Below are 19,588 nucleotides of genomic sequence, written 5' to 3'. Positions count from 1 at the left end.
TGTTAATCCTTATCTAGTGTTTGTAGAAGACGTGATTTAGTCACGACACCAAAGTAAGTACCTTGCTCATCAACGACAGGTACGGCATAAGGAACGCCTGCAACTAGCCCCAAAATGTCATTGATTGACTGCTCTGGCTGAAGAGTGACTTCATCCGTCAATTGAGCACTGGCTAGAGAGCGGTTTTCTTTGTGAGCCAAACGTAGTGAGTCAAGAGACACGATGCCGGAATACCGGCTAGATTTATCGACGACAATGCCGTAATCACGGTCATGATCCATCAGAATCTGCATCGCAGAGCCCGGGCCATCATTTTCCGATTTCTTAAAGACGGCGGCTGGCTTCTTGCGAGCGATATCTTTTGCTGTCAAGACACTTGCGATGTTTACGCCGCGGAAAAACGCTTCGACATAATCATTTGCTGGGCTGTGCAATATTTCATCAGGTGTGCCAACCTGAACAACCTCACCGTTTTGCATGATGGCGATACGATCACCAATACGCATTGCTTCGTCCAAATCATGAGATATGAAGACAATTGTGCGTTTGTCATCGTTTTGTAGACGAATAAGCTCATCCTGCATCTCAGAACGGATTAATGGGTCTAAAGCGGAAAACGCCTCGTCCATTAATAGAATGTCTGGGTCACAAGCCAATGCCCTTGCTAAACCCACGCGTTGTTTCATACCACCGGATAACTCGTCAGGGAAAGATTCTGCATAAGGGTCTAAGCCAACTCTTTCCAAGGCGGAAAGGGCACTTTTCTGACGTTCATTAACATCAATGCCAGCAAGTTCTAAACCGAATGCAGCGTTTTCGATCACCGTCATGTGAGGCATAAGTGCGAAACTTTGAAACACCATTGAGATATTGTTGCGACGAACTTCTCGAAGTTCGTCTTCAGAGATATGGGCAATATCTTTCCCTTTGAGATAAACACTGCCTTTCGTTGGCTCAATGAGTCGGTTTAGGAGTCGAACGAGAGTAGATTTTCCCGAACCAGAAAGCCCCATGATTACGAAAATTTCACCTTCGTTAATGGTGAGAGATACATCGTTTACGCCGACTGTTAAACCTGTCTGTTCAAAAATACCATCCTTATCGATACCTTTTTCGATAAGCGAGAAGGCCCTTTCTGGGTCTTCTCCAAACACTTTATACAGTCCCTTAACTTCCAGTATGGGATCCATGTTATCTGTCCTTTTTTGTGTGTTTATAACTGTTTAACGATTTGTACTCTAATTAATTTTAGTTCAACTTTCAACGAATGGGGTTCGGTTAACTGGATTTTATGTGCATACAATAAACAATGAAGATGGTGTGGTTAAATAGTGTTTTTATTAACAAAAATAGATGCTTACGGTTAATTTTGTCTTCGCTTAACTTTTCCATGACATTGGTTTGAATTTATTTTGAAGTTTTTAGTACATTTCAACTCAGCCTATCTGCATAGCTATAAGGAGAAATAGATTAGAGGTCTATATTTAAAAACATTAGAGCTCTAATTTTTGGTTGGAGTTTTATTCTGCGAACTGGGTTAGGTGTTGTTATTCTTAGATTTATTCATTGATTGATTTCAATCTTGGTGATATTTATCGCTGTAGTTTAGGCAACGTATGGAATAAAAGATGGAAGCCGAACAGTTAGAAGTGCTCAACTTCATTAGCCAGTACCCACCTTTCGATGATCTACCCGAAGAGCAGTTAAAAAAGATCGCTCTAAATGCCGAGGTTGCATACTTTCGACAAGGCACGGAGATACTCAATTTTGGAGACACGATCCGCGACTTATATATGGTGAGAAGCGGCGCTGTGGAGATTTACCGACGTAAAGGCGAACTCTATAACAGGATTGACGCTGGTGGACTGTTTGGACAGATGGGGTTGTTAATGAACAACCGTGTGCGTATGCCTGCCAAAGCGATAGAAGACACCTTGGTTTACTGTATTCCGGAGGATATTTTCAACGAGCTTTGTGACGAGTTTGAAAACTTTGCTGACTACATGGAACTGGAAGACAGCGCGCGTTTGCGAAGCGCAATATCCAGCCGCTCAGAAAGCAATGACTTTACCACTGCCAAGGCACGTAAGATCTTAGCGAGAGATCCGGTAACGTTGGAGGCGACGGCATCGATTCAAGAAGCCGCGATACTGATGGCGGAGGAAAATGTCACTTCTTTGCTTATTGTTCGCCCAGCAGAAGAACTCACAGAAGAAGATGATGAACAACTACTTGGAATATTGACTGATCGCGATCTATGCATTCGCGTATTGGCTCAGGGCATTGATACCAATATTCCAGTGAGTGAGGTCATGAGTTATGACGTGGTGTCTCTGGATTACAACGCTTATGTCTTTGAAGCTATGTTAACCATGTTGCGCTACAACGTGCACCATCTCCCAATTTTAAAAGATAAAAAGCCGATAGGAATTATTGGCATGACGGATATTGTCCGTTATGAATCTCAAAACAGTTTGTTACTCGTTAGCTCTATCTTCCAACAAACCAGCGTTGAAGATCTCAAGCAAGTTTCTGAACAAGTGAAAGACTGCTTTGTACGAATGGTGAATGAAGATGCCAACGCTCATATGATTGGTCGAGCCATGTCGGTCATTGGTAGTAGCTTTAAACAGCGTTTGGCTGAATTAGCAGAGCAAGAGCTTGGCCCTGCGCCAATTCCGTATTGTTTGGTCGCTATGGGATCGATGGCCAGGGATGAGCAGTTAATTGTAACGGACCAAGACAACGCCCTTATTCTCGATAACAGTTATGATGTTGAGATGCACGGGGAGTACTTTGAAAAGTTTGCCAAATTTGTTTGTGATGGTTTAGCAGCATGCGGCTATGCTTACTGTACTGGCGACATTATGGCAACCAATCCAGAGTGGCGAAAAACCCGAGCGGAGTGGGAGGAGTGCTTTGGCAACTGGATAGATAACCCAACTCCTGAAAGGTTGTTAAACAGTAATATCTTTTTTGATTTGTTAGGTGTTCATGGGCGAGTGAAGTGGGCGGAACAATTAAGCAGCTTTATTGTTAGGCGCGCGAAAAGAAACAACCGCTTCCTTGCATGTATGGCTTACAACGCGATACGTCGTACACCGCCATTGGGCTTCTTCAAAGATTTTGTTATGGAAAAAGATGGTCGTCACCGCAATTCTATTAATTTGAAAAGAAGAGGAACTGCGCCATTGGCAGATTTGATTCGAGTACATTCATTGGCAATTGGTTCCCGTTCGCAAAACTCGTTTGACCGTTTAGACGATATCAATGATGCGGGCATTTTACCTAAAGGTCGAGGAATGGACTTGAGGGATGCAATGGAATTGATCTACATGGTTCGAATTCGTCATCAAGCACTCGATATCGAAAATGGAGATGAACCAGATAACAACATTGAGCCAGAGAACATGTCAGAGTTTGAGCGCCGAAACTTAAAAGCTGCTTTCCAAATCCTTAGTAATGCACAGAACTTCATCAAGTTCCGATACCAGAGAAGTAGCAAATAATGTGGTTCTCAAAAAAGGCAGCAAAAGATCAGCCGTTGTTGGATACGTCTCGGACGCCAGAGTGGTCAACGTTATTCAAACAGCTCGCGAAAGAAGCAAGAGACGAGAGGCTCAAACGTTATTACTCGACACCGATGGTTAATGGGAAAACCCCAGTTGAGGAAGTGCCATTTGTCTCGGTAGATTTTGAAACGACAGGTTTGAATGCGGAAGAGGATGCAATTCTCACGATTGGACTTGTGCCGTTTACCATTGATCGTGTTCAATGTAGTGGCTCTGCGCATTGGGTTGTTAACCCTAATCGTGAGTTAAACGAAGAGTCAGTTGTGATTCATGGCATCACTGATTCTGAAGTCAAAAACGCGCCCCAATTAACCCACATTTTAGGGGAAATATTGGATGCGCTGTCAGGCAAAGTTGTGCTTGTTCATTATAAAAATATCGAAAGGCAGTTTTTTAATAACGCGTTGCTAAATAGCATTGGGGAGGGGATACAGTTTCCCGTTGTCGATACGCTAGACATTGAACACGCGATACAGCGGCGTGAATGCAGTGGCCTATTCAATAAGTTAAAAGGTAAGAAGCCAGGCTCTGTCAGGCTGGGGCATGCTCGTGAAAGGTATCACCTTCCTGCTTATCAACCTCATCATGCTTTGACCGATGCGCTGGCAACTGCTGAACTGTTTCAAGCACAGTTGCAATATCATTTTAATCGAAGCATGCCAATCTCTTCGATTTGGCAATAAGCGTTGTTTATGATGAAGACAATAAAATGCAATGAAAGGTAGGGGGCTTTGCGATTATGATGGCGGACTGAGTAACCGCTTATAAGAACTATGTTTTTTGAACATGTGCTTGGTAGTGATGGGAGGTTTCATCACTCAAACTCCGACGAAAGTAATTTAAATTTGGTCACGTATTTTTAAGGAGATTATCCGTGAGCACCGATAATAACGGTGGCATTCAACGCCCCGATGGAAAGGTAAACGCGATAGACACTGACTATCAAATTGGTCAGGATAACGTCGCGTTAAAAGTAGGCCCGTTTGGCCTTGATATTCATAACCGTGTTTTTGCAATTTCTGGTTTAGCAATCATCCTATTTGTTGTAGTAACACTATTATTTCGAGAACAGGTAGAGCCGTTTTTCGCAGATCTAAGAGCGGGTTTGTTACACCATTTGGATTGGTTCTTTCTCGCATCTGGTAATATTTTTGTCATTGTCTGTGTTGGGTTGATTTTTACACCGCTAGGTCGTGTACGAATCGGCGGTACAGAAGCGACGCCAGATTATTCCTATGCGGGTTGGCTGGCAATGCTCTTTGCAGCAGGTATGGGTATCGGTCTGGTGTTCTTTGGTGTATCAGAACCTATGTCTCATTTTAGTTCTGCTATTGGTGGCGTGAACGTTGAGAATGGTGTTCGTACTGACTGGGCCCCTCTAGGTGGTGCAGAAGGCGATGCAAGTGCTGCATCTGCACTAGGCATGGCGGCGACGATTTACCACTGGGCGCTTCATCCGTGGTCAATCTATGCGCTATTGGCCCTTGGTTTGGCGATTTTCTCGTTTAACAAAGGCTTACCACTTACCATGCGATCCATTTTTTACCCACTGTTTGGTGAGCGTGTATGGGGTTGGACTGGTCACATTATCGACATTCTTGCTGTTGTAGCGACAGTTTTTGGTCTGGCAACGTCCCTAGGTTACGGTGCGTCTCAAGCCGCAACGGGTTTGAACTTCCTATTTGATGTTCCAATGACGAATACTACGCAGGTACTATTGATTATTGGCATCACCGCTCTCGCTTTAATCTCAGTTGTTGCGGGACTAGACAAAGGCGTGAAAATCTTATCTGAGATCAACATGGGTCTCGCTGCGCTTTTACTGCTTTTCGTTATTGTTGTCGGCCCGACGATCGCGATTTTAACGGGTTTCTTCGAAAATATAGTGTCATATGTGGCTAATATTCCTGCCCTATCAATGCCATTTGGACGAGAAGACGTAAACTATTCTCAAGGTTGGACAGCATTCTACTGGGCTTGGTGGATTTCTTGGTCACCATTTGTCGGTATGTTCATTGCGCGTGTATCTCGTGGTCGTTCAGTTCGTGAGTTCATTATTTGCGTTATCCTTATCCCTTCTTCTGTTTGTGTGTTATGGATGACCGCTTTTGGTGGTAACGCTATAAGCCAATACGTGAGCGATGGTTATGAAGCCGTGTTCAACGCGGAATTACCGTTAAAACTATTTGCCATGTTAGATGTGATGCCTCTAGCTGAAATTACATCTTTCGTCGGTATTATTTTGGTGGTGGTATTCTTCATTACCTCTTCAGACTCTGGTTCACTGGTTATTGATACTATTGCTGCGGGCGGTAAGGTCGATGCGCCAACGCCTCAACGCGTGTTCTGGTGTACGTTTGAAGGCTTAGTTGCGATTGCATTGATGCTTGGTGGTGGCCTAGCGGCAGCTCAAGCAATGGCCGTGACCACAGGCCTACCATTTACGATTGTTCTGCTTGTTGCAACGGTTTCCCTAGTAAAAGGCCTGATGGATGAACCTCGTCCAAAAGCGGTTTCTAAGAAGAAATCGAAATAACCAACATCAGCAGTTAAATATTTGAATAAAGCGGCATGCGAAAGCATGCCGCTTTTTTTTATTTTTGAATTTTTGCTGAGAAATGAAGACCATGGAGGACTGTTTTTTCTGTTCGTTTTTTATACTTATTCTTTAAGTGATTTTTTAATAAATTAGACCTCGAACTATTTTAAGATTTGGTTAAATGGCATATTATTGTGATCTATGTCACAAAAATATCGATAAAAAGGCGGATTATTTGATTTTTAGTCGCGAGGAATGCCCATAATAAAAAGGAAATTTAATTAGACCTCAAAGGATATGTATTTCCACATGATCACATCAGCACCTTGGGTTCTTTATCCAGAGATTGGAGAAGACTCAAGTAAAAAATGGATTTTTCGTGAGCCTAAAATCTCTGATGGTGACGACATTTACAGCTTAATTGCAGACTGTCCTCCATTGGACATGAACTCATCTTATTGCAATTTCCTACAGTCTACGCATTTCAGCAAAACCAGTATTTTGGTTGAGCAAAAAGGCGAAATCGCAGGTTTCATTTCCGGTTATCAGAAACCAGACGAGCAAGACGTTTTATTTGTCTGGCAAGTTGCAGTCTCACCTCGCTTTAGAGGTCACGGTTTAGCATTCCGCATGTTGAAAGAACTTCTCACCCGAGAGGAATTGGGCGGTGTTAAATCGGTAGAAACTACCATCACGGAAGATAATAAAGCCTCTTGGGCATTGTTCAAAAAGTTAGATGCGATGAACGGCAACTCTGGCCAAGTAAGCACATTTTTGGATGAAGAAGCCCACTTTAAAGGCAAACACGATACAGAATATTTGTATCGCATTCCTCTCAAATAATCCTCAAACAATAGGAATTAAAAACGGTCTCATCATGGATATTTTCAAAAAGCAGGAATCCAACGTACGCTCATATTCAAACAATTTCCCAGTGGTTTTTCGTAAAGCGAAAGGCTGCTGGCTGGAAACAGAACAAGGTGAACGATACTTAGACTTCCTTGCTGGAGCGGGATCTCTAAATTACGGCCATAACAACCCAGTACTTAAGCAAGCACTGCTTGAGTACATTGAGATGGACGGTATTACTCACGGTTTGGATATGCACTCAGAAGCGAAAGCATCGTTTCTTGAAGCGTTGGATACTTACATCCTTAAACCAAGAAACTTGGACTACAAAGTCCAGTTTACTGGCCCAACTGGTACTAACGCCGTTGAGGCAGCACTTAAGTTAGCGAAAAAAGTAAAAGGTCGCGACAGCGTCGTTGCATTTACCAACGGTTTCCACGGTTGTACAGCTGGCGCACTGGCTGCAACGGGTAACCAGCATCACAGACAAGGTAACGGTTCTAGCTTAAGTAACGTCACTCGTATTCCATTTGAAGGTTACGCTGGCGTTGATGGTCTAGCATTGTTCGAAACCATGCTAAACGACAACTCTGCAGGTATGGATAAACCAGCCGCTGTACTTCTTGAAACTGTGCAGGGCGAGGGTGGTTTAAATGCTGCTTCAAACGAGTGGTTACAACGTTTGAGCAAAATCTGTAAAGCCAACGACATTCTTGTGATTGTCGATGACATTCAAGCTGGCTGCGGACGTACAGGTACTTTCTTTAGCTTTGAGCCGTCAGATATTCAACCAGATATCGTGACGCTATCGAAATCGATCGGTGGTTACGGTTTGCCAATGGCCGTCGTTCTACTTAAACCAGAGTTAGACCAGTGGAAGCCAGGTGAGCATAACGGCACGTTCCGTGGTAACAACCATGCATTTATTACCGCGGCGAAAGCATTAGAAATTTATTGGGCAAATGATGACTTTGAAACACACATCAAGCAGTGTTCAGACAAAGTAAGTGCTGTTATTGATCGCTGCGTTCGTCGCTTCCCACAAATGTTTGTGCAGAAAAAAGGTCGCGGCATGATGGTTGGTATTGAGTGTATCAACGGTGATATGGCATCTGAAATCGCGAAAAACTGTTTCGAAAACGGAATGGTAATTGAGACAGCTGGCCCTGACGACGAAGTCGTTAAGTTCTTCTGCCCACTTACGATTAGCGAGTCAGAATTAGACCAAGGACTAAGCATCTTTGAAAGTGCAGTGGAAACCATCGCTGCGAAACATTTCAAACAAGCATCTTAATAAGGATTATTAATTATGATCGTCAGAACACTCGATGAGTGTCGCAACAGTGAGCGACGTGTGGTTTCAGATAACTGGGAAAGTGTCCGTATGTTGTTAAAAGATGACAACATGGGTTTTTCTTTCCACATTACTACGATTTATGAAGGTACTGAAACACACATTCACTATCAAAATCACCTAGAATCGGTTTTTTGTATGAGCGGTGAAGGTGAAATTGAAGTCGTTGGTGGAGAAACGTACCCGATTAAACCGGGTACGTTATACATCCTTGATAAACACGATGAGCACTACTTGAGAGCTTATAAGAATAAAGAAATGGTAATGGCGTGCGTATTCAACCCACCAATTACCGGCGCTGAAGTGCACGATGAAAACGGTGTTTATCCTCTCGTTGACTAAAAGATAGAGGTGGGGTGCTTGTCGCCCCACGATCAACTATCTCTTCTTTTTTCTTTTAAAGTTACCAATCAAAAAAGGCTTATCATGACATTTACCGTAGAAAAAATCGGCGGTACATCAATGACAGCATTTGATGCTGTTCTCGACAACATTATTCTTCGTCCTAAATCGCCATACAATCGTATCTTTGTCGTCTCTGCATACGGCGGTATGACCGACGCGCTACTCGAATGTAAAAAAACCAGTAAGCCAGGTGTTTATCAGCTTATCGCGAAACGTGATGACAAATGGGAAGAAGCGTTAGCATACGTTGAAAGCCGTATGCTGCTCACAAATGAAAATATTTTCGCGGACCCAATGAATCGTATCCGTGCAGATAAATTCATTCGCTCACGTATTGCTGAAGCGAAAAACTGTATTGCGAACATTTTAGAAACTTGTCAATACGGTCAGTTTTCGCTACGTCAGTATTTGCCTCAAATTCGAGAGTTTCTGTCGTCTATCGGTGAGGCGCACAGTGCTTACAACACGGCACTGAAACTAAAAAATATGGGTATTAACGCTAAGTTCGTTGACCTGTCCGGTTGGGACAATCAAGCGCCAAGAAGCCTTGATGAATCGATCAGTGATGCGTTTGCTGATATCGATGTGTCAAAAGCACTGCCAATCGTTACAGGTTATGCTTACTGTAAGGAAGGCCTAATGCACACTTATGACCGAGGTTATAGTGAGATGACATTTAGCCGAATTGCAGCGATCACAAAAGCGGATTTAGCGGTAATTCACAAAGAATATCACTTGAGCTCTGCAGACCCGCGTGTTGTTGGTCCTGAAAAAGTTTTGCCAATTGGTAGTACAAACTATGACGTAGCAGACCAACTTGCTAACCTTGGCATGGAAGCGATTCACCCAAATGCAGCCGCAGGTTTACGTGAGAGTGGTATTGAGCTACAGATTAAAAATACATTTGAACCTGAACACGAAGGCACTTTGATCTCTTCAAGCTACCGCCCAGAAGAAGACAAAGTCGAAATTATCGCAGGTAAAGAAAAGGTGTTCGCACTGCATTTGTTTGACCAAGCGATGGTGGGAAAAGCCGATAACGTTAGCTACGAATTAATGGAAATTATCTCTGATGCTCGCGTAAGTTTAGTTGGTAAAGAGATGAACGCGAACTCTATTACTTACTATCTAGGTGGCAGTACTGATAGCTTGAACAAAGTATTGTATAAAGCTGAAAAACGCTATCCGAATGCGTCGATTAAAGGCCGTATGGTCGCGCTGATTTCAGCCATCGGTTCTCAAATTGACACTAACAAGACACTAGCGAAAGGTGTACTTTCTTTGATGAACAATGGCGTAACGCCAGTTGCACTTCACTCATCAATGAGAAATGTAAACGTTCAGTTCGTAGTGGGTGATAAAGAATATCAGCGTGCGATTTGCGCATTACATGATGAATTCTTTCAGAGCAATAGTTTAACTAAATCGGTTAATGTGGCTTAGTTTATTTTTTGTCTAGCCATGAAGGGGGGCTTCCCTCTTCATGGCTAGTTGCCACTAAAAAAGAGCAAGAAAGTGATAGGTTTGCAATAAATCCATTCTGCGGCTCTAGAAGGTCTTTCGACTATTAGGGACATGCTTTGATGATGGTGATTGTAGATTCCCCAAGAACCAGTACCTTTCCATATATTGGTTAGACAAAGCGTTTAAATGTTGCCTACTGAATGCCATTAGTTTCAATTAGATAGAGCAAATCTTAAATATTCGGCCTTGCAGTTTCATGGGTGGATGGTGGTAAGTGGGGTAAAGTGATTCGTGGTTGCTCACCTGTTAGAGAACGTAAGAATTCAGTGATTTTGGTGGACTATTCTTTCGTTAGCTTTTGACCAAGTTGCAGATCGGCTAGCATTTCTACCGCCTCCTGAAGATTACAAACTGAGCCATCATGGAAGTACGGGTAGGTGAATTCTACGTTACGTAAGGATGGGACTTTGAATACGAACTAATGGCTTTGCGGTCAACATTTGGGGTGTCTGTGGCAAATGGCTTCACCAACCCTATTTTTTGATACATTTTTCCACTAGCTAATGGTCTGCGATGACAAGCGGTTTAAACAGTTGATAGCCTTCAACCTGTGCTTTGGTGAGCGCACCGTGTGTTCTCTTTCAACCATAAATCAAATGGCGCGTTTGGCGTACAAATGCCGCGATAGCATCGGTTACGTTATCAATGGTTATGTTGTCGCTTCCATGGATTTGCTGAAACCACTCGCGATATTGAGGGATAGATTGAAGAGTGTCGACCAGCAAACCGCAGGCCCTATTGCGGATCTTTTGCTCGTCCATTCCAAAACTGCACGAAATTCAAATCTGAATTAAACACCGTAGGTGAGTTAATCGGGCCAATGGTTCATTGGTAACCAATTGAGCTTAATAAGTTATCAACACTACCTTTCGCGATGTTATGGCAAGAGTCACAAGAAATGATGTTCGACGTCGACAGCCAAGGCTCAAACCATAGCGTTTTACCCAATTCAATATTTTTACAGTCGATCTCAGTAATGGGTTCGATGACCTTGATGGGTTCACTGGATTGACGCTTAGCATGGGCACCGAAAGACAATATAGATAAAACACTCACTGAGATAAGACTTTTCATAATAACTTCCTTTGACGCGATTTTCGACTTTCACTAGAGCGTCGTACTTCTTATGAAAACGCTGATAAAAAAGCTATTGGTACGCTCGAAAATTACGGTATAGGAAAGGTATTATTCGATAAACTGCAAAAAACGATGTTAATAAAGGTGGTTGATTTTTGCACGTTAAGCTGGTGCGGGCTTTTGTGATTATTGGTTATAAATCTGCTGCAAACTTGTTACGGGCGCTTAGAGTTATTTATCGGCTGAATCCTTGATTAAAGTTAATTTCAATCTGAGATTGTGAGGTGCTCAAATACAAAAAAGGGGCGATACTTCGCCCCTCAGATCGTCCATCAGGTTTTTGATTTGTGATTATATCTTTGAGCTGTAGAGAGAAATCAACTTAGACTTTCTGTTACAACTGGCTTGTTATTGCGCTTAGCAATCCAGTACGCAACGCTACCCCAAAGCACGGTGAGTGCCCAAAGTGCTGTCCAATGTGGAGCGACTTGTTGCCAGGTTGCCCCCATTTGGTTTAGCGCTAAGAAAGCTTTGATCGCCCATGTACTTGGACTTAAATCTGCAATCCATAGTAGGGGAGCAGGAATGGCTTCAATCGGCCAAATAAAACCCGCCAAGAAAATGAGAGGCATAGAGCTCACGAGGACGACTAAGGTGACAAGTTCACGCCGAGGTAATAAGTAGCCTAGCCAGAAGCCTAGTCCGCAACAACCTAAAAAGAACGGGAACAACATAGCCAGCAATTCGCCCGCATTGGCGATATGGTTTACGTTTAAGCGTTCGAAGCTAAAACCAAAATAATAGGCGCCGAGTAAATAATAAATTGCCACAAATACTAACGTTCTTACAAGCAGCAGCGATCCCGTTGATACTTGTGACCAATAGCCACGACCATGACGCTGTGTTCCCGTTTGTAATCCAACCGCCATGATCAACGTTTGTTGTAAAATCAGAACAAATACTGCCGGCACTACGTATTCGATGTAACCCATGGTTGGGTTGAACGTTGGTTTCATATTAAGCTTAATAGCAGAGTAATTATGGCTAGCCATACTCATGGGCACACCATCTATCACCATTTTACTGACTTTCACTTGGGCCCCTAATGTGCCTCCAGCTTGGGCCAATCCTTCTACCACGGTTCCGTACACGAGAAAATACGAGGCGTCCGCAGCGTAGGCCAGAGTCGGGCTTTTACCTAGCATTAGGTCTTTGTAAAAGTGTTCTGGTATGACTAAAAAACCGGTTATCTCTCGTTGTAAAAATGCTTGCTTTGCATCGGCAATCGTATGAAGTCGAGTGACTACGTTGACTTGCGGGGTGGCATCAACCATACGTTCCAGCTTTAAACTCGTCTGACTACCATCTAAATTAACAATCGCGATTGGTTGTTCACGAGGCGTTTGTTGCGCATAAGGCAAAGGGTATAAAAACGAGTAAAATACGACACCACCAAACACGGTCAACGTAACGACTGGATTGGTTAGAACGGCCTTCAGCTCCGCTTTAATCAGTTGCCACAATGTCATACCGCCTCCTTCGCTTGGCGTGTTGATGAAGCTGTTCGATGTTTACCCATCAAGACTGCGGTAACGAGCAGGGGCACAACGTAGCCAATCATAGGCCATAGCGAGCTTAAAGATTGTGCGGCCGATGCCCCATAGCTTGCTTGACTCACTTGCACTTCAATGTAATGGGTAATCGGCAATAATGAACGCCATGCATAAGCGAGCGTGTTCATGTCAGAAACTGGGAATGTAATTCCCATGAACGCGAAACTTGGAGCCGTAAACGCGCCAGCAAAACTCATCGCACGTGCAGGATCCATCGACAAGAAGAAGAACAACGCTCCCATAATGATACAGGCGATAACCGTCGCCAATTGTGCTAATAGCATAACCACAAAACTGCCTTCCATTGGCCAATCAAGCACAGAATAAAACCAGTACAAGAACAACGCACCTTGCGCCATAAAGACCGGAATGTACTGACTTAATAGGATAGTGAGCCTGGCGTATGGCTTTTCGCCCAAAAATGCAAAGCCATTCTTTCCACCATAAATGCGAAAGTGCGCGGCAAGAATCAAAATAGTGCTTACTACAATACATATTTGCCAAATGGCTGGCACGATAGCCGTTACCAAAAATTGTGCGTAGTTATTGTTACGGTTAAATAATGCGGTTGTTTGTGTCGACACGGGTACAGCCTGTCCAGCCGCTGCTAACGTTGTGGTGTTACCTTTAGCCAAGTTGCCCATTACTTCAACCTGAGCGTCGAAATAGCCTTGTGCTTGCGCAACGGCAGAGTTGATCAATTTCGCTACCAAAATGTACTGACTGTTGTAAAAGACAGAAAGTTGAGGTTGGCGGTGCTGGAGAATATCTTGATCGAACTTAGATGGGATGACCGCGTAAGCGTAGATATCGCCTTCAATCATCGCATTTTTTGCTTCGCTTGCACTGGTGTAGTGATAATTAACAGCCAGACTCGACGACGCATCCAAAGATTGAATGAGCTTTCGAGAAAGTTGGGAATGTTGTAGATCAACCACACCGATTGGCAGATCCCGGGCAATGCCCGCAGAGAACACTCCCCAAATCATCATTGCGAGCAAAATCGGTATCCAAGTAAGGCACGAAAGCAACCACTTATCTCGTCGTAAGATATGCCGCTGTGAAATCTTAATCGTCATAGCATTAACCTAGTGGTTGTGATTAAAGTTCAACGACAACACTCATTCCCATACGCAGTTCAGGTTCGGGTTGAGCTGGACGAGCTTCTACTTCAAAGGTACGAAGATCAAAACCTTGAGAAGCATCGGTTGCTCTCCACGTTGCAAAGTCACCCATAACGGCAACATGCGTTACTTTGAACTCAACATTTTTATTTAAGGCAGGCAAATAGGCATCAAAGGTTGCTCCTTTTTTAAAGTGTTGAAGGTAATCTTCACGCACATTAATTGTCGCCCAGGCATCTTCTGTATCTATCACAGTAACAACCGGGAAGCCCTGAGGTGCTAATTCACCACTTTGAAGTAGAACTTGAGAGACTTCGCCGTCAAACCAGCTGTAGATCTGAGTATCTTTCGCATACGCTTCTACTTCGGCTACGGCACCCGATGCCATGCGCGCTTTTTCCGCCGCAGCTACTTTGGTTTCACTTCTCGCGCCTTCTTTTGCCATTTCGTACATTTGAAACGCGGCACTTTCGGTGTATTTCGCTGCTTGCCACTGAGTTAAAGCTTCATCGCGCTTTTGTTCTGCAACCACGCCATCGTTATAGAGGTTATTCACACGATTGTAGGTTTTTTCCATTAAATTCGCAGCGGCTTTGGCTTTCATCCACTGATCTTTTGCTGCTTGGATTTGTTGCTCACGTGCGCCTTTCTCAGCTTCTTGAGCTAAGGCGTCCGCCGCTTTTTCACCTGCTTTTGCTTGTTCTAACTTCGCCTCAATTTCAGGACTATGAAGGGTAAAAATACGCTGGCCTTTCTCTACATCGTCGCCTTTACGGACCATGACCTCATCAATACGCCCTGGAACTTTTGAGGAAATGCTGTATTGCTGGGCTTCAATTAATCCCTGTAAGCGGATCGGTTCCGGTTGATAGGCTTGGTAAAATTGATAGCCAACCCAAGAGGCAACACCCAAAGCACAAAGTGAGAGTAAAACGGGTTTTAGTGATTTAGCTGCCATGATTTATTTCACCTCTTTGGATGTTGAAGCAGGGATATAAGCGGTATTTTGATATTGTTCGAAGCTGTTCATTTCACTGCTCAATGCGAGTAGTTTGGTTAAAGATATTAAATAGCGGAAACGTGCCGCTGAACGTTGTGTTTCTATACTCGCGACATAAAGTTGTGCATCCACAACATCCAGAGAAGACGACAGACCCTGAGTAAATGCTTTTTCACGCAAGCGCAGGTTTTCGTTAGCGAGTTCAATGCTAGATGCGAGCCCTTGTACTTCATCAATGGCTTGCTGAGCCTCCAAGTATGTCTTTTGGACTAGCAGCGATAAATCTTGTTTGGCTTGGGACTTTAATGAATCGACCTGCGAGACGACGCTTTGAGCTGCTTTGACTTTTTCGCTTCGCCCTGTTGATTCAATCAGTGGAATGCTCACACCGACACCAACTAACCAATCAGGCTTCATTTGGCTTGCGAGAGAGTCGTCTTCATACAAGCTGTAGTCTCCGTAAAGGTAAACTTCAGGATAGTATTTCCCTTTTTCTGCTTTGATTAAGCTAGAGGCTTGTTTGTGTTTAGCGCTCAGAAGGTCTAACCCCGGATAGGTAAGCAACGTTTGATCGACAAAAGCGGTTAGAGGGGGAAGACTGTCGTTGATAAACAAAGATTCAGCGGGCTCTACGGCGTCATCTTGCGCAAGTAATTTACCTAATGCTGCTTGAGCAATACTCAAATCGCTGGCGGCTTTACGTGTTTCTACTGATGCTTTATCTAGAGAAGCCTCGGCTTGCAGGCGCTCAACGTGTGCGATTTGTCCTTGCTCTTCAAGCTTAATGGCAAAATCTCTATGCTTTTTTAGTCCAGCTTCAACCGCTTGCCGCGTTGCGAGTACTTCCTTTGCCAGCACGACAGAAAAGTAGTACTTCGACAAATCTTCAAAGCGCGCTTGTTGTTCCATTAGAAGCTGGCTTTTAGCCTCATCTGTTTTGCCTTCTGCTGCTGATTGAGCCGCAGAAATACGACCACCAGTAAAAATTGGCCAAATGGCACGAATAGACGAAGAGAAAATATCGCGCTCGGTTATGGTCGAAGTAGTATTAGCTAAGGCACCAAAAATAGGTTGAAAAGCAGGAGGTACGTTAATGTGTGCTCCTGTGCTGTCTAGGATCTGTTTTCCTGACAGCGTGATATCGGTATCTAAACGCGTGTAATTCGCGCCAATGGTAACCTGAGGTAAGTTGAGATTGCTGGTGGCACTCTCTTGGTATTGGTAATTCTCGACGTTTGAGCGTTGAGCTTTAAGAGAATAGTTGTTTTCTAGCAATAGCTGCCATGCGGTATCAAAAGTGATCGGTGCCGCATGACAGGCAAGGGAAATCGAGCTGCTAAGTAAGCCCAGTATCCAAAACTTTCCTGTTTTTTTCATAATGGCTGCTTTGTCGTAGAGTATAAGCTCTAATATAAAGGATTCGTAACTTGGTGTTAAGTAGGAGGGGAAATTGGATAGTAGTATGCGCCCAGTTATGTTTGTGCTGGGCGCGGGAGATGTTACAAGTTTACTTCGTATATGGACAGTGAAACTCTGCTCTCCACTCAAGCTGACGAGAACCTCGCATCGTATTCAATAGGTCTTTTCCACTCATTTGAGGGAACGATAACAGGACCTTGAGATCAGAAGTACCGCCTCCGTTTTTTTCATAAGCCCTGACGTGTGTAAATGTTGAATACATATTCTCTGACAGCATGGCCTTATTCAGGCATATTCCAAAGGTATCGCGTTCCATGTTTGGTGTTCCTTCTAACTATAAATGCACCTCTGTTTATAGTTTTCCAGTTTTCAGATGGTGTCTAAGTGTTTGTCATATAGTCAGTATTTGTGTTTTGTTTTATTTTTTCCAAATCACTGACATCAATGTTGAGCTTTTAATAGACTTCCAGCTTCACTGCTTTCTAACCGAAACTCTCAATGGTTTCGTTGATTAAAAATTATACGTTGGAAAGTCTAAAAACGCCTCAAAAACCGCTAAAATCGATGTGATCACGATCATGTTTTAAAGGGCAATTTATGTATGGAATTGAGTATCAGAGAGGAATGCTGAATTTGGTGAATGGTTGTAATTTTATGTTTCAGCTCGTCGATTAATTAACCGTAAACTCTGCGGTTTGCTTGCCTTCCTCACAGATTTATCACCGCAACAAAGCCATGCTGTTAACTGAGTGTTAACGTAATCGCTTGGGAGTGAATCATAAGGATGTATCAATGAGTTGGAAAACGATCAGCTTTCGTAAGCGAATGCTCATTATTATGACGCTGTCGGGGTTGATAGAGCTTCTATTGCTTGTCGCTGCAGGATTCACTTATCTCAAAATCAATCAAGAGCAAGAAATGGGAGAAAAAGCACTGGGTGTTGCCCGTTTTTTAGCAGACTCCGCCGTTGTTCGCGAAATGGTCGCTGCCCAAAATCCTCAGCCATACCAACTTCGTTTCCGAGAATTAACCGAAGCCATCGGTGCTGCATTCATCGTTATTGGCGACCATGAGGGAGTGCGATTAATTCACCCCGTTGATGAGCGATTGGGTAAACCAATGAGAGGTGGCGACAATCGTCGAGCGCTAGAGCAGGGATTGTCTTATGTTTCGACGGCACAGGGCTCGTTAGGTTATTCAGTTCGTGGTAAAGCTGCGATTTTTGACGAGCAAGGGAACATCATTGGTGTGGTTTCGGTTGGCTATTTGCTCGACCGGCTGCAAGACCGCATCGAGCCATTTTTGGCCTTTTTGATCTTCATGGTCATCGTAGTTGTTGTCGCTAATGCCATTGTATCCAATTATGCGTCGAGAAAGTTTCAGCGCGCCATTTTGGGGTTCGAGCCTGAAGAGATAGGGCGGTTGTACGGCGAATTAGAAGTGACGATGAGTACCATTAAAGAGGGCGTGTTAAGTATTGATGCCCAAGGGATACTTCGCTCGATCAATCGTAGCGCCTGTCAGATTCTCGGTATTGATAGAGAGGCAGCTCTTAATAAACCGTTGACTGAGACGTTACGCGATAGTGACTTATATACGGTGCTAGAAACCGGACAGGAAGATCATGATATTGAGATATTCCTTAATCATAAACGTCTGATCGCAAACCGTTCGCCAATTTATGTGGATGGAAAAATAGTGGGGGCAGTATCGAGTTTCCGTTTAAGGGATGAAATCAACGACCTAACCGAGCAGTTATCACAAACCAAAGAATATGCAGATTTATTACGTTCGCAAACCCATGAGCATCGAAATAAGCTAAACACCATTAGCGGGTTAGTTCAGATGGGTGAGCTGGATGCGGTGCAAAAGTTAATTGGGCAAGAAACCGCACACTATCAAGCGATGATCGAATTTTTAAGAGACACCGTTAAAGACCCGTTAATTGCTGGTATGTTGCTTGGAAAAACTGAACGTGCTCGCGAGTTAGGCTTACAGCTGGTGGTTGAAGAAGGCAGCCGTTTGGAGCCTCTGCCTGAGTGGCTAAATTCGGAAGACCTTGTCACCATTCTGGGCAACTTAATTGATAACGCTTTTGACGCAACGTTAACCTCGATTCGTGATGAATCGAATGTCGCATCGGAGCGCAGAAATATCGATGTGTCAGTGAGCGATTACGGAAATGAAGTGATACTTGAGGTGATAGATCAAGGTTGTGGTTTACCAAGCGATATAGAGCCGCAGGCGCTATTTAAAAAAGGGGTGTCGACGAAATCTCGTCAAAATCGGGGGGTAGGATTGCATCTAGTCAACCAGTTGGCTACTCGATATCACGGCCATGTTGAGATGATGCCCAACACAAATTATGGAACAAGAATAACGGTGTATTTACCCAAGGAAGAGCAATTATGAGTATGGCGACTCGCGTAATGATCATTGAAGATGATCTGGCTATTGCTGAGCTGCACCACAAATACTTAAGCCAATTGGCAGGTTTGGAAGTGGTCGGCATTGCGACCACGAGAATGGAAGCGGAAATGCAACTCGATATTCTTAAGCCAGACCTCTTGTTGATGGATGTATACCTTCCTGATGGAACAGGGCTTGAGATACTCAATACATTACGTGCGAACAACCAAACGTGTGATGTCATTTTGATTACCGCGGCAAGGGATGTCGATACGCTACAACAGGCAATGAGAGGGGGTGTCGTTGATTACCTAATCAAACCAGTGATGTTTCCACGCTTAGATGCCGCACTGAAAAAGTATGTGTCCCAACGCCAACAACTAGACATCGCAGAGAGTTTGGATCAGAACCTCGTTGATAAAATGCTGCTGTCTCACGCCAATCAAGACAACTTGCCGAACCGATTACCGAAAGGGATTGATGGTGTAACCTTAGATAAGATCAGAGAGTTGTTCCCAAATGATAGTGTGCTGACCGCTGATGAGGCAGGCGAAAAGATTGGTGCGAGCCGAACAACGGCAAGGCGCTATTTGGAGTATCTGATCAGCACTGGTGAACTAGAGGCTGATTTAAACTATGGGTCGGTAGGTAGGCCGGAAAGGTGTTATAAAAAAGTGACGCGGTAGCGTTTATATTGATGCTC

Annotated in this window: 15 protein-coding genes and 1 pseudogene; 9 read left to right on the top strand and 7 right to left on the bottom strand. The window is 43.8% G+C overall.

What is annotated here, in order from left to right; translation table 11 throughout:
• Positions 1-2: 2 nt before the first annotated feature.
• Positions 3-1,190 (bottom strand): glycine betaine/L-proline ABC transporter ATP-binding protein ProV, encoded by a 1,188-nt coding sequence (gene proV / locus OO778_RS09635; protein WP_005393388.1) that lies wholly within the window; start codon positions 1,188-1,190, stop codon positions 3-5.
• A gap of 438 nt (positions 1,191-1,628) precedes the next feature.
• Here proV and OO778_RS09630 point away from each other — a divergent pair, with 438 nt between their 5' ends.
• From OO778_RS09630 to OO778_RS09600, 7 genes are all read left to right on the top strand, one after another.
• Complete coding sequence (locus OO778_RS09630) at positions 1,629-3,509, top strand: DUF294 nucleotidyltransferase-like domain-containing protein (protein ID WP_006741594.1); 1,881 nt, start codon at positions 1,629-1,631, stop codon at positions 3,507-3,509.
• Positions 3,509-4,255, top strand: a complete 747-nt coding sequence (locus tag OO778_RS09625; RefSeq protein ID WP_104216582.1) for a 3'-5' exonuclease — start codon at positions 3,509-3,511, stop codon at positions 4,253-4,255. The genes OO778_RS09630 and OO778_RS09625 overlap by 1 nt, the downstream gene beginning before the upstream one ends.
• A 191-nt stretch (positions 4,256-4,446) precedes the next feature.
• Positions 4,447-6,108 carry a BCCT family transporter gene (locus tag OO778_RS09620; RefSeq protein ID WP_005393381.1) on the top strand — a complete coding sequence of 554 codons (1,662 nt, stop codon included), beginning with the start codon at positions 4,447-4,449 and terminating at the stop codon, positions 6,106-6,108.
• Between the two features lie 312 nt (positions 6,109-6,420).
• Positions 6,421-6,954, top strand: a complete 534-nt coding sequence (gene ectA, locus OO778_RS09615) for a diaminobutyrate acetyltransferase (protein ID WP_005393379.1) — start codon at positions 6,421-6,423, stop codon at positions 6,952-6,954.
• A gap of 34 nt (positions 6,955-6,988) precedes the next feature.
• Positions 6,989-8,254, top strand: coding sequence for a diaminobutyrate--2-oxoglutarate transaminase (gene ectB, locus OO778_RS09610; protein ID WP_065646776.1), 1,266 nt, complete (start codon positions 6,989-6,991; stop codon positions 8,252-8,254).
• Positions 8,255-8,269: 15 nt separating this feature from the next.
• Complete coding sequence (locus tag OO778_RS09605; RefSeq protein ID WP_005393369.1) at positions 8,270-8,656, top strand: ectoine synthase; 387 nt, start codon at positions 8,270-8,272, stop codon at positions 8,654-8,656.
• A gap of 84 nt (positions 8,657-8,740) precedes the next feature.
• Positions 8,741-10,162, top strand: coding sequence for an aspartate kinase (locus OO778_RS09600; protein WP_257888395.1), 1,422 nt, complete (start codon positions 8,741-8,743; stop codon positions 10,160-10,162).
• A 253-nt stretch (positions 10,163-10,415) separates the two neighbouring features.
• Here the strand turns inward: OO778_RS09600 and OO778_RS09595 are convergent.
• The 6 genes and pseudogenes from OO778_RS09595 to OO778_RS09570 all read right to left on the bottom strand — a co-directional run bounded on the left by OO778_RS09595 (position 10,416) and on the right by OO778_RS09570 (position 16,792).
• A pseudogene (locus tag OO778_RS09595) lies at positions 10,416-11,317 on the bottom strand (cytochrome c peroxidase).
• 380 nt (positions 11,318-11,697) lie between these two features.
• On the bottom strand, positions 11,698-12,849 hold the full coding sequence (locus tag OO778_RS09590) for an ABC transporter permease (RefSeq protein WP_074191253.1): 1,152 nt from the start codon (positions 12,847-12,849) through the stop codon (positions 11,698-11,700).
• Positions 12,846-14,012 (bottom strand): ABC transporter permease, encoded by a 1,167-nt coding sequence (locus tag OO778_RS09585; protein ID WP_264909461.1) that lies wholly within the window; start codon positions 14,010-14,012, stop codon positions 12,846-12,848. Before OO778_RS09585 ends, OO778_RS09590 begins: the two co-directional genes overlap by 4 nt.
• Before the next feature lie 22 nt (positions 14,013-14,034).
• Entirely contained in the window at positions 14,035-15,015 is a 981-nt protein-coding gene (locus OO778_RS09580) for an HlyD family efflux transporter periplasmic adaptor subunit (protein ID WP_074191255.1), read from the bottom strand.
• A gap of 3 nt (positions 15,016-15,018) precedes the next feature.
• Complete coding sequence (locus OO778_RS09575) at positions 15,019-16,434, bottom strand: TolC family protein (protein ID WP_074191256.1); 1,416 nt, start codon at positions 16,432-16,434, stop codon at positions 15,019-15,021.
• A 130-nt stretch (positions 16,435-16,564) separates the two neighbouring features.
• Positions 16,565-16,792 carry a hypothetical protein gene (locus OO778_RS09570; protein WP_005377125.1) on the bottom strand — a complete coding sequence of 76 codons (228 nt, stop codon included), beginning with the start codon at positions 16,790-16,792 and terminating at the stop codon, positions 16,565-16,567.
• Positions 16,793-17,268: 476 nt separating this feature from the next.
• Between OO778_RS09570 and OO778_RS09565 the strand changes: the two genes are divergently transcribed.
• Both OO778_RS09565 and OO778_RS09560 read left to right on the top strand, forming a co-directional pair.
• Positions 17,269-18,888, top strand: a complete 1,620-nt coding sequence (locus OO778_RS09565) for a sensor histidine kinase (protein ID WP_074191257.1) — start codon at positions 17,269-17,271, stop codon at positions 18,886-18,888.
• Complete coding sequence (locus OO778_RS09560; protein ID WP_264909457.1) at positions 18,885-19,571, top strand: response regulator; 687 nt, start codon at positions 18,885-18,887, stop codon at positions 19,569-19,571. The genes OO778_RS09565 and OO778_RS09560 overlap by 4 nt, the downstream gene beginning before the upstream one ends.
• The last annotated feature ends 17 nt before the right edge of the window (positions 19,572-19,588 follow it).

This window comes from Vibrio sp. STUT-A16 (assembly GCF_026000495.1).
GTDB classification, from domain to species: domain Bacteria; phylum Pseudomonadota; class Gammaproteobacteria; order Enterobacterales; family Vibrionaceae; genus Vibrio; species Vibrio diabolicus.
This window is presented reverse-complemented; position numbering and strand designations above follow the sequence as displayed.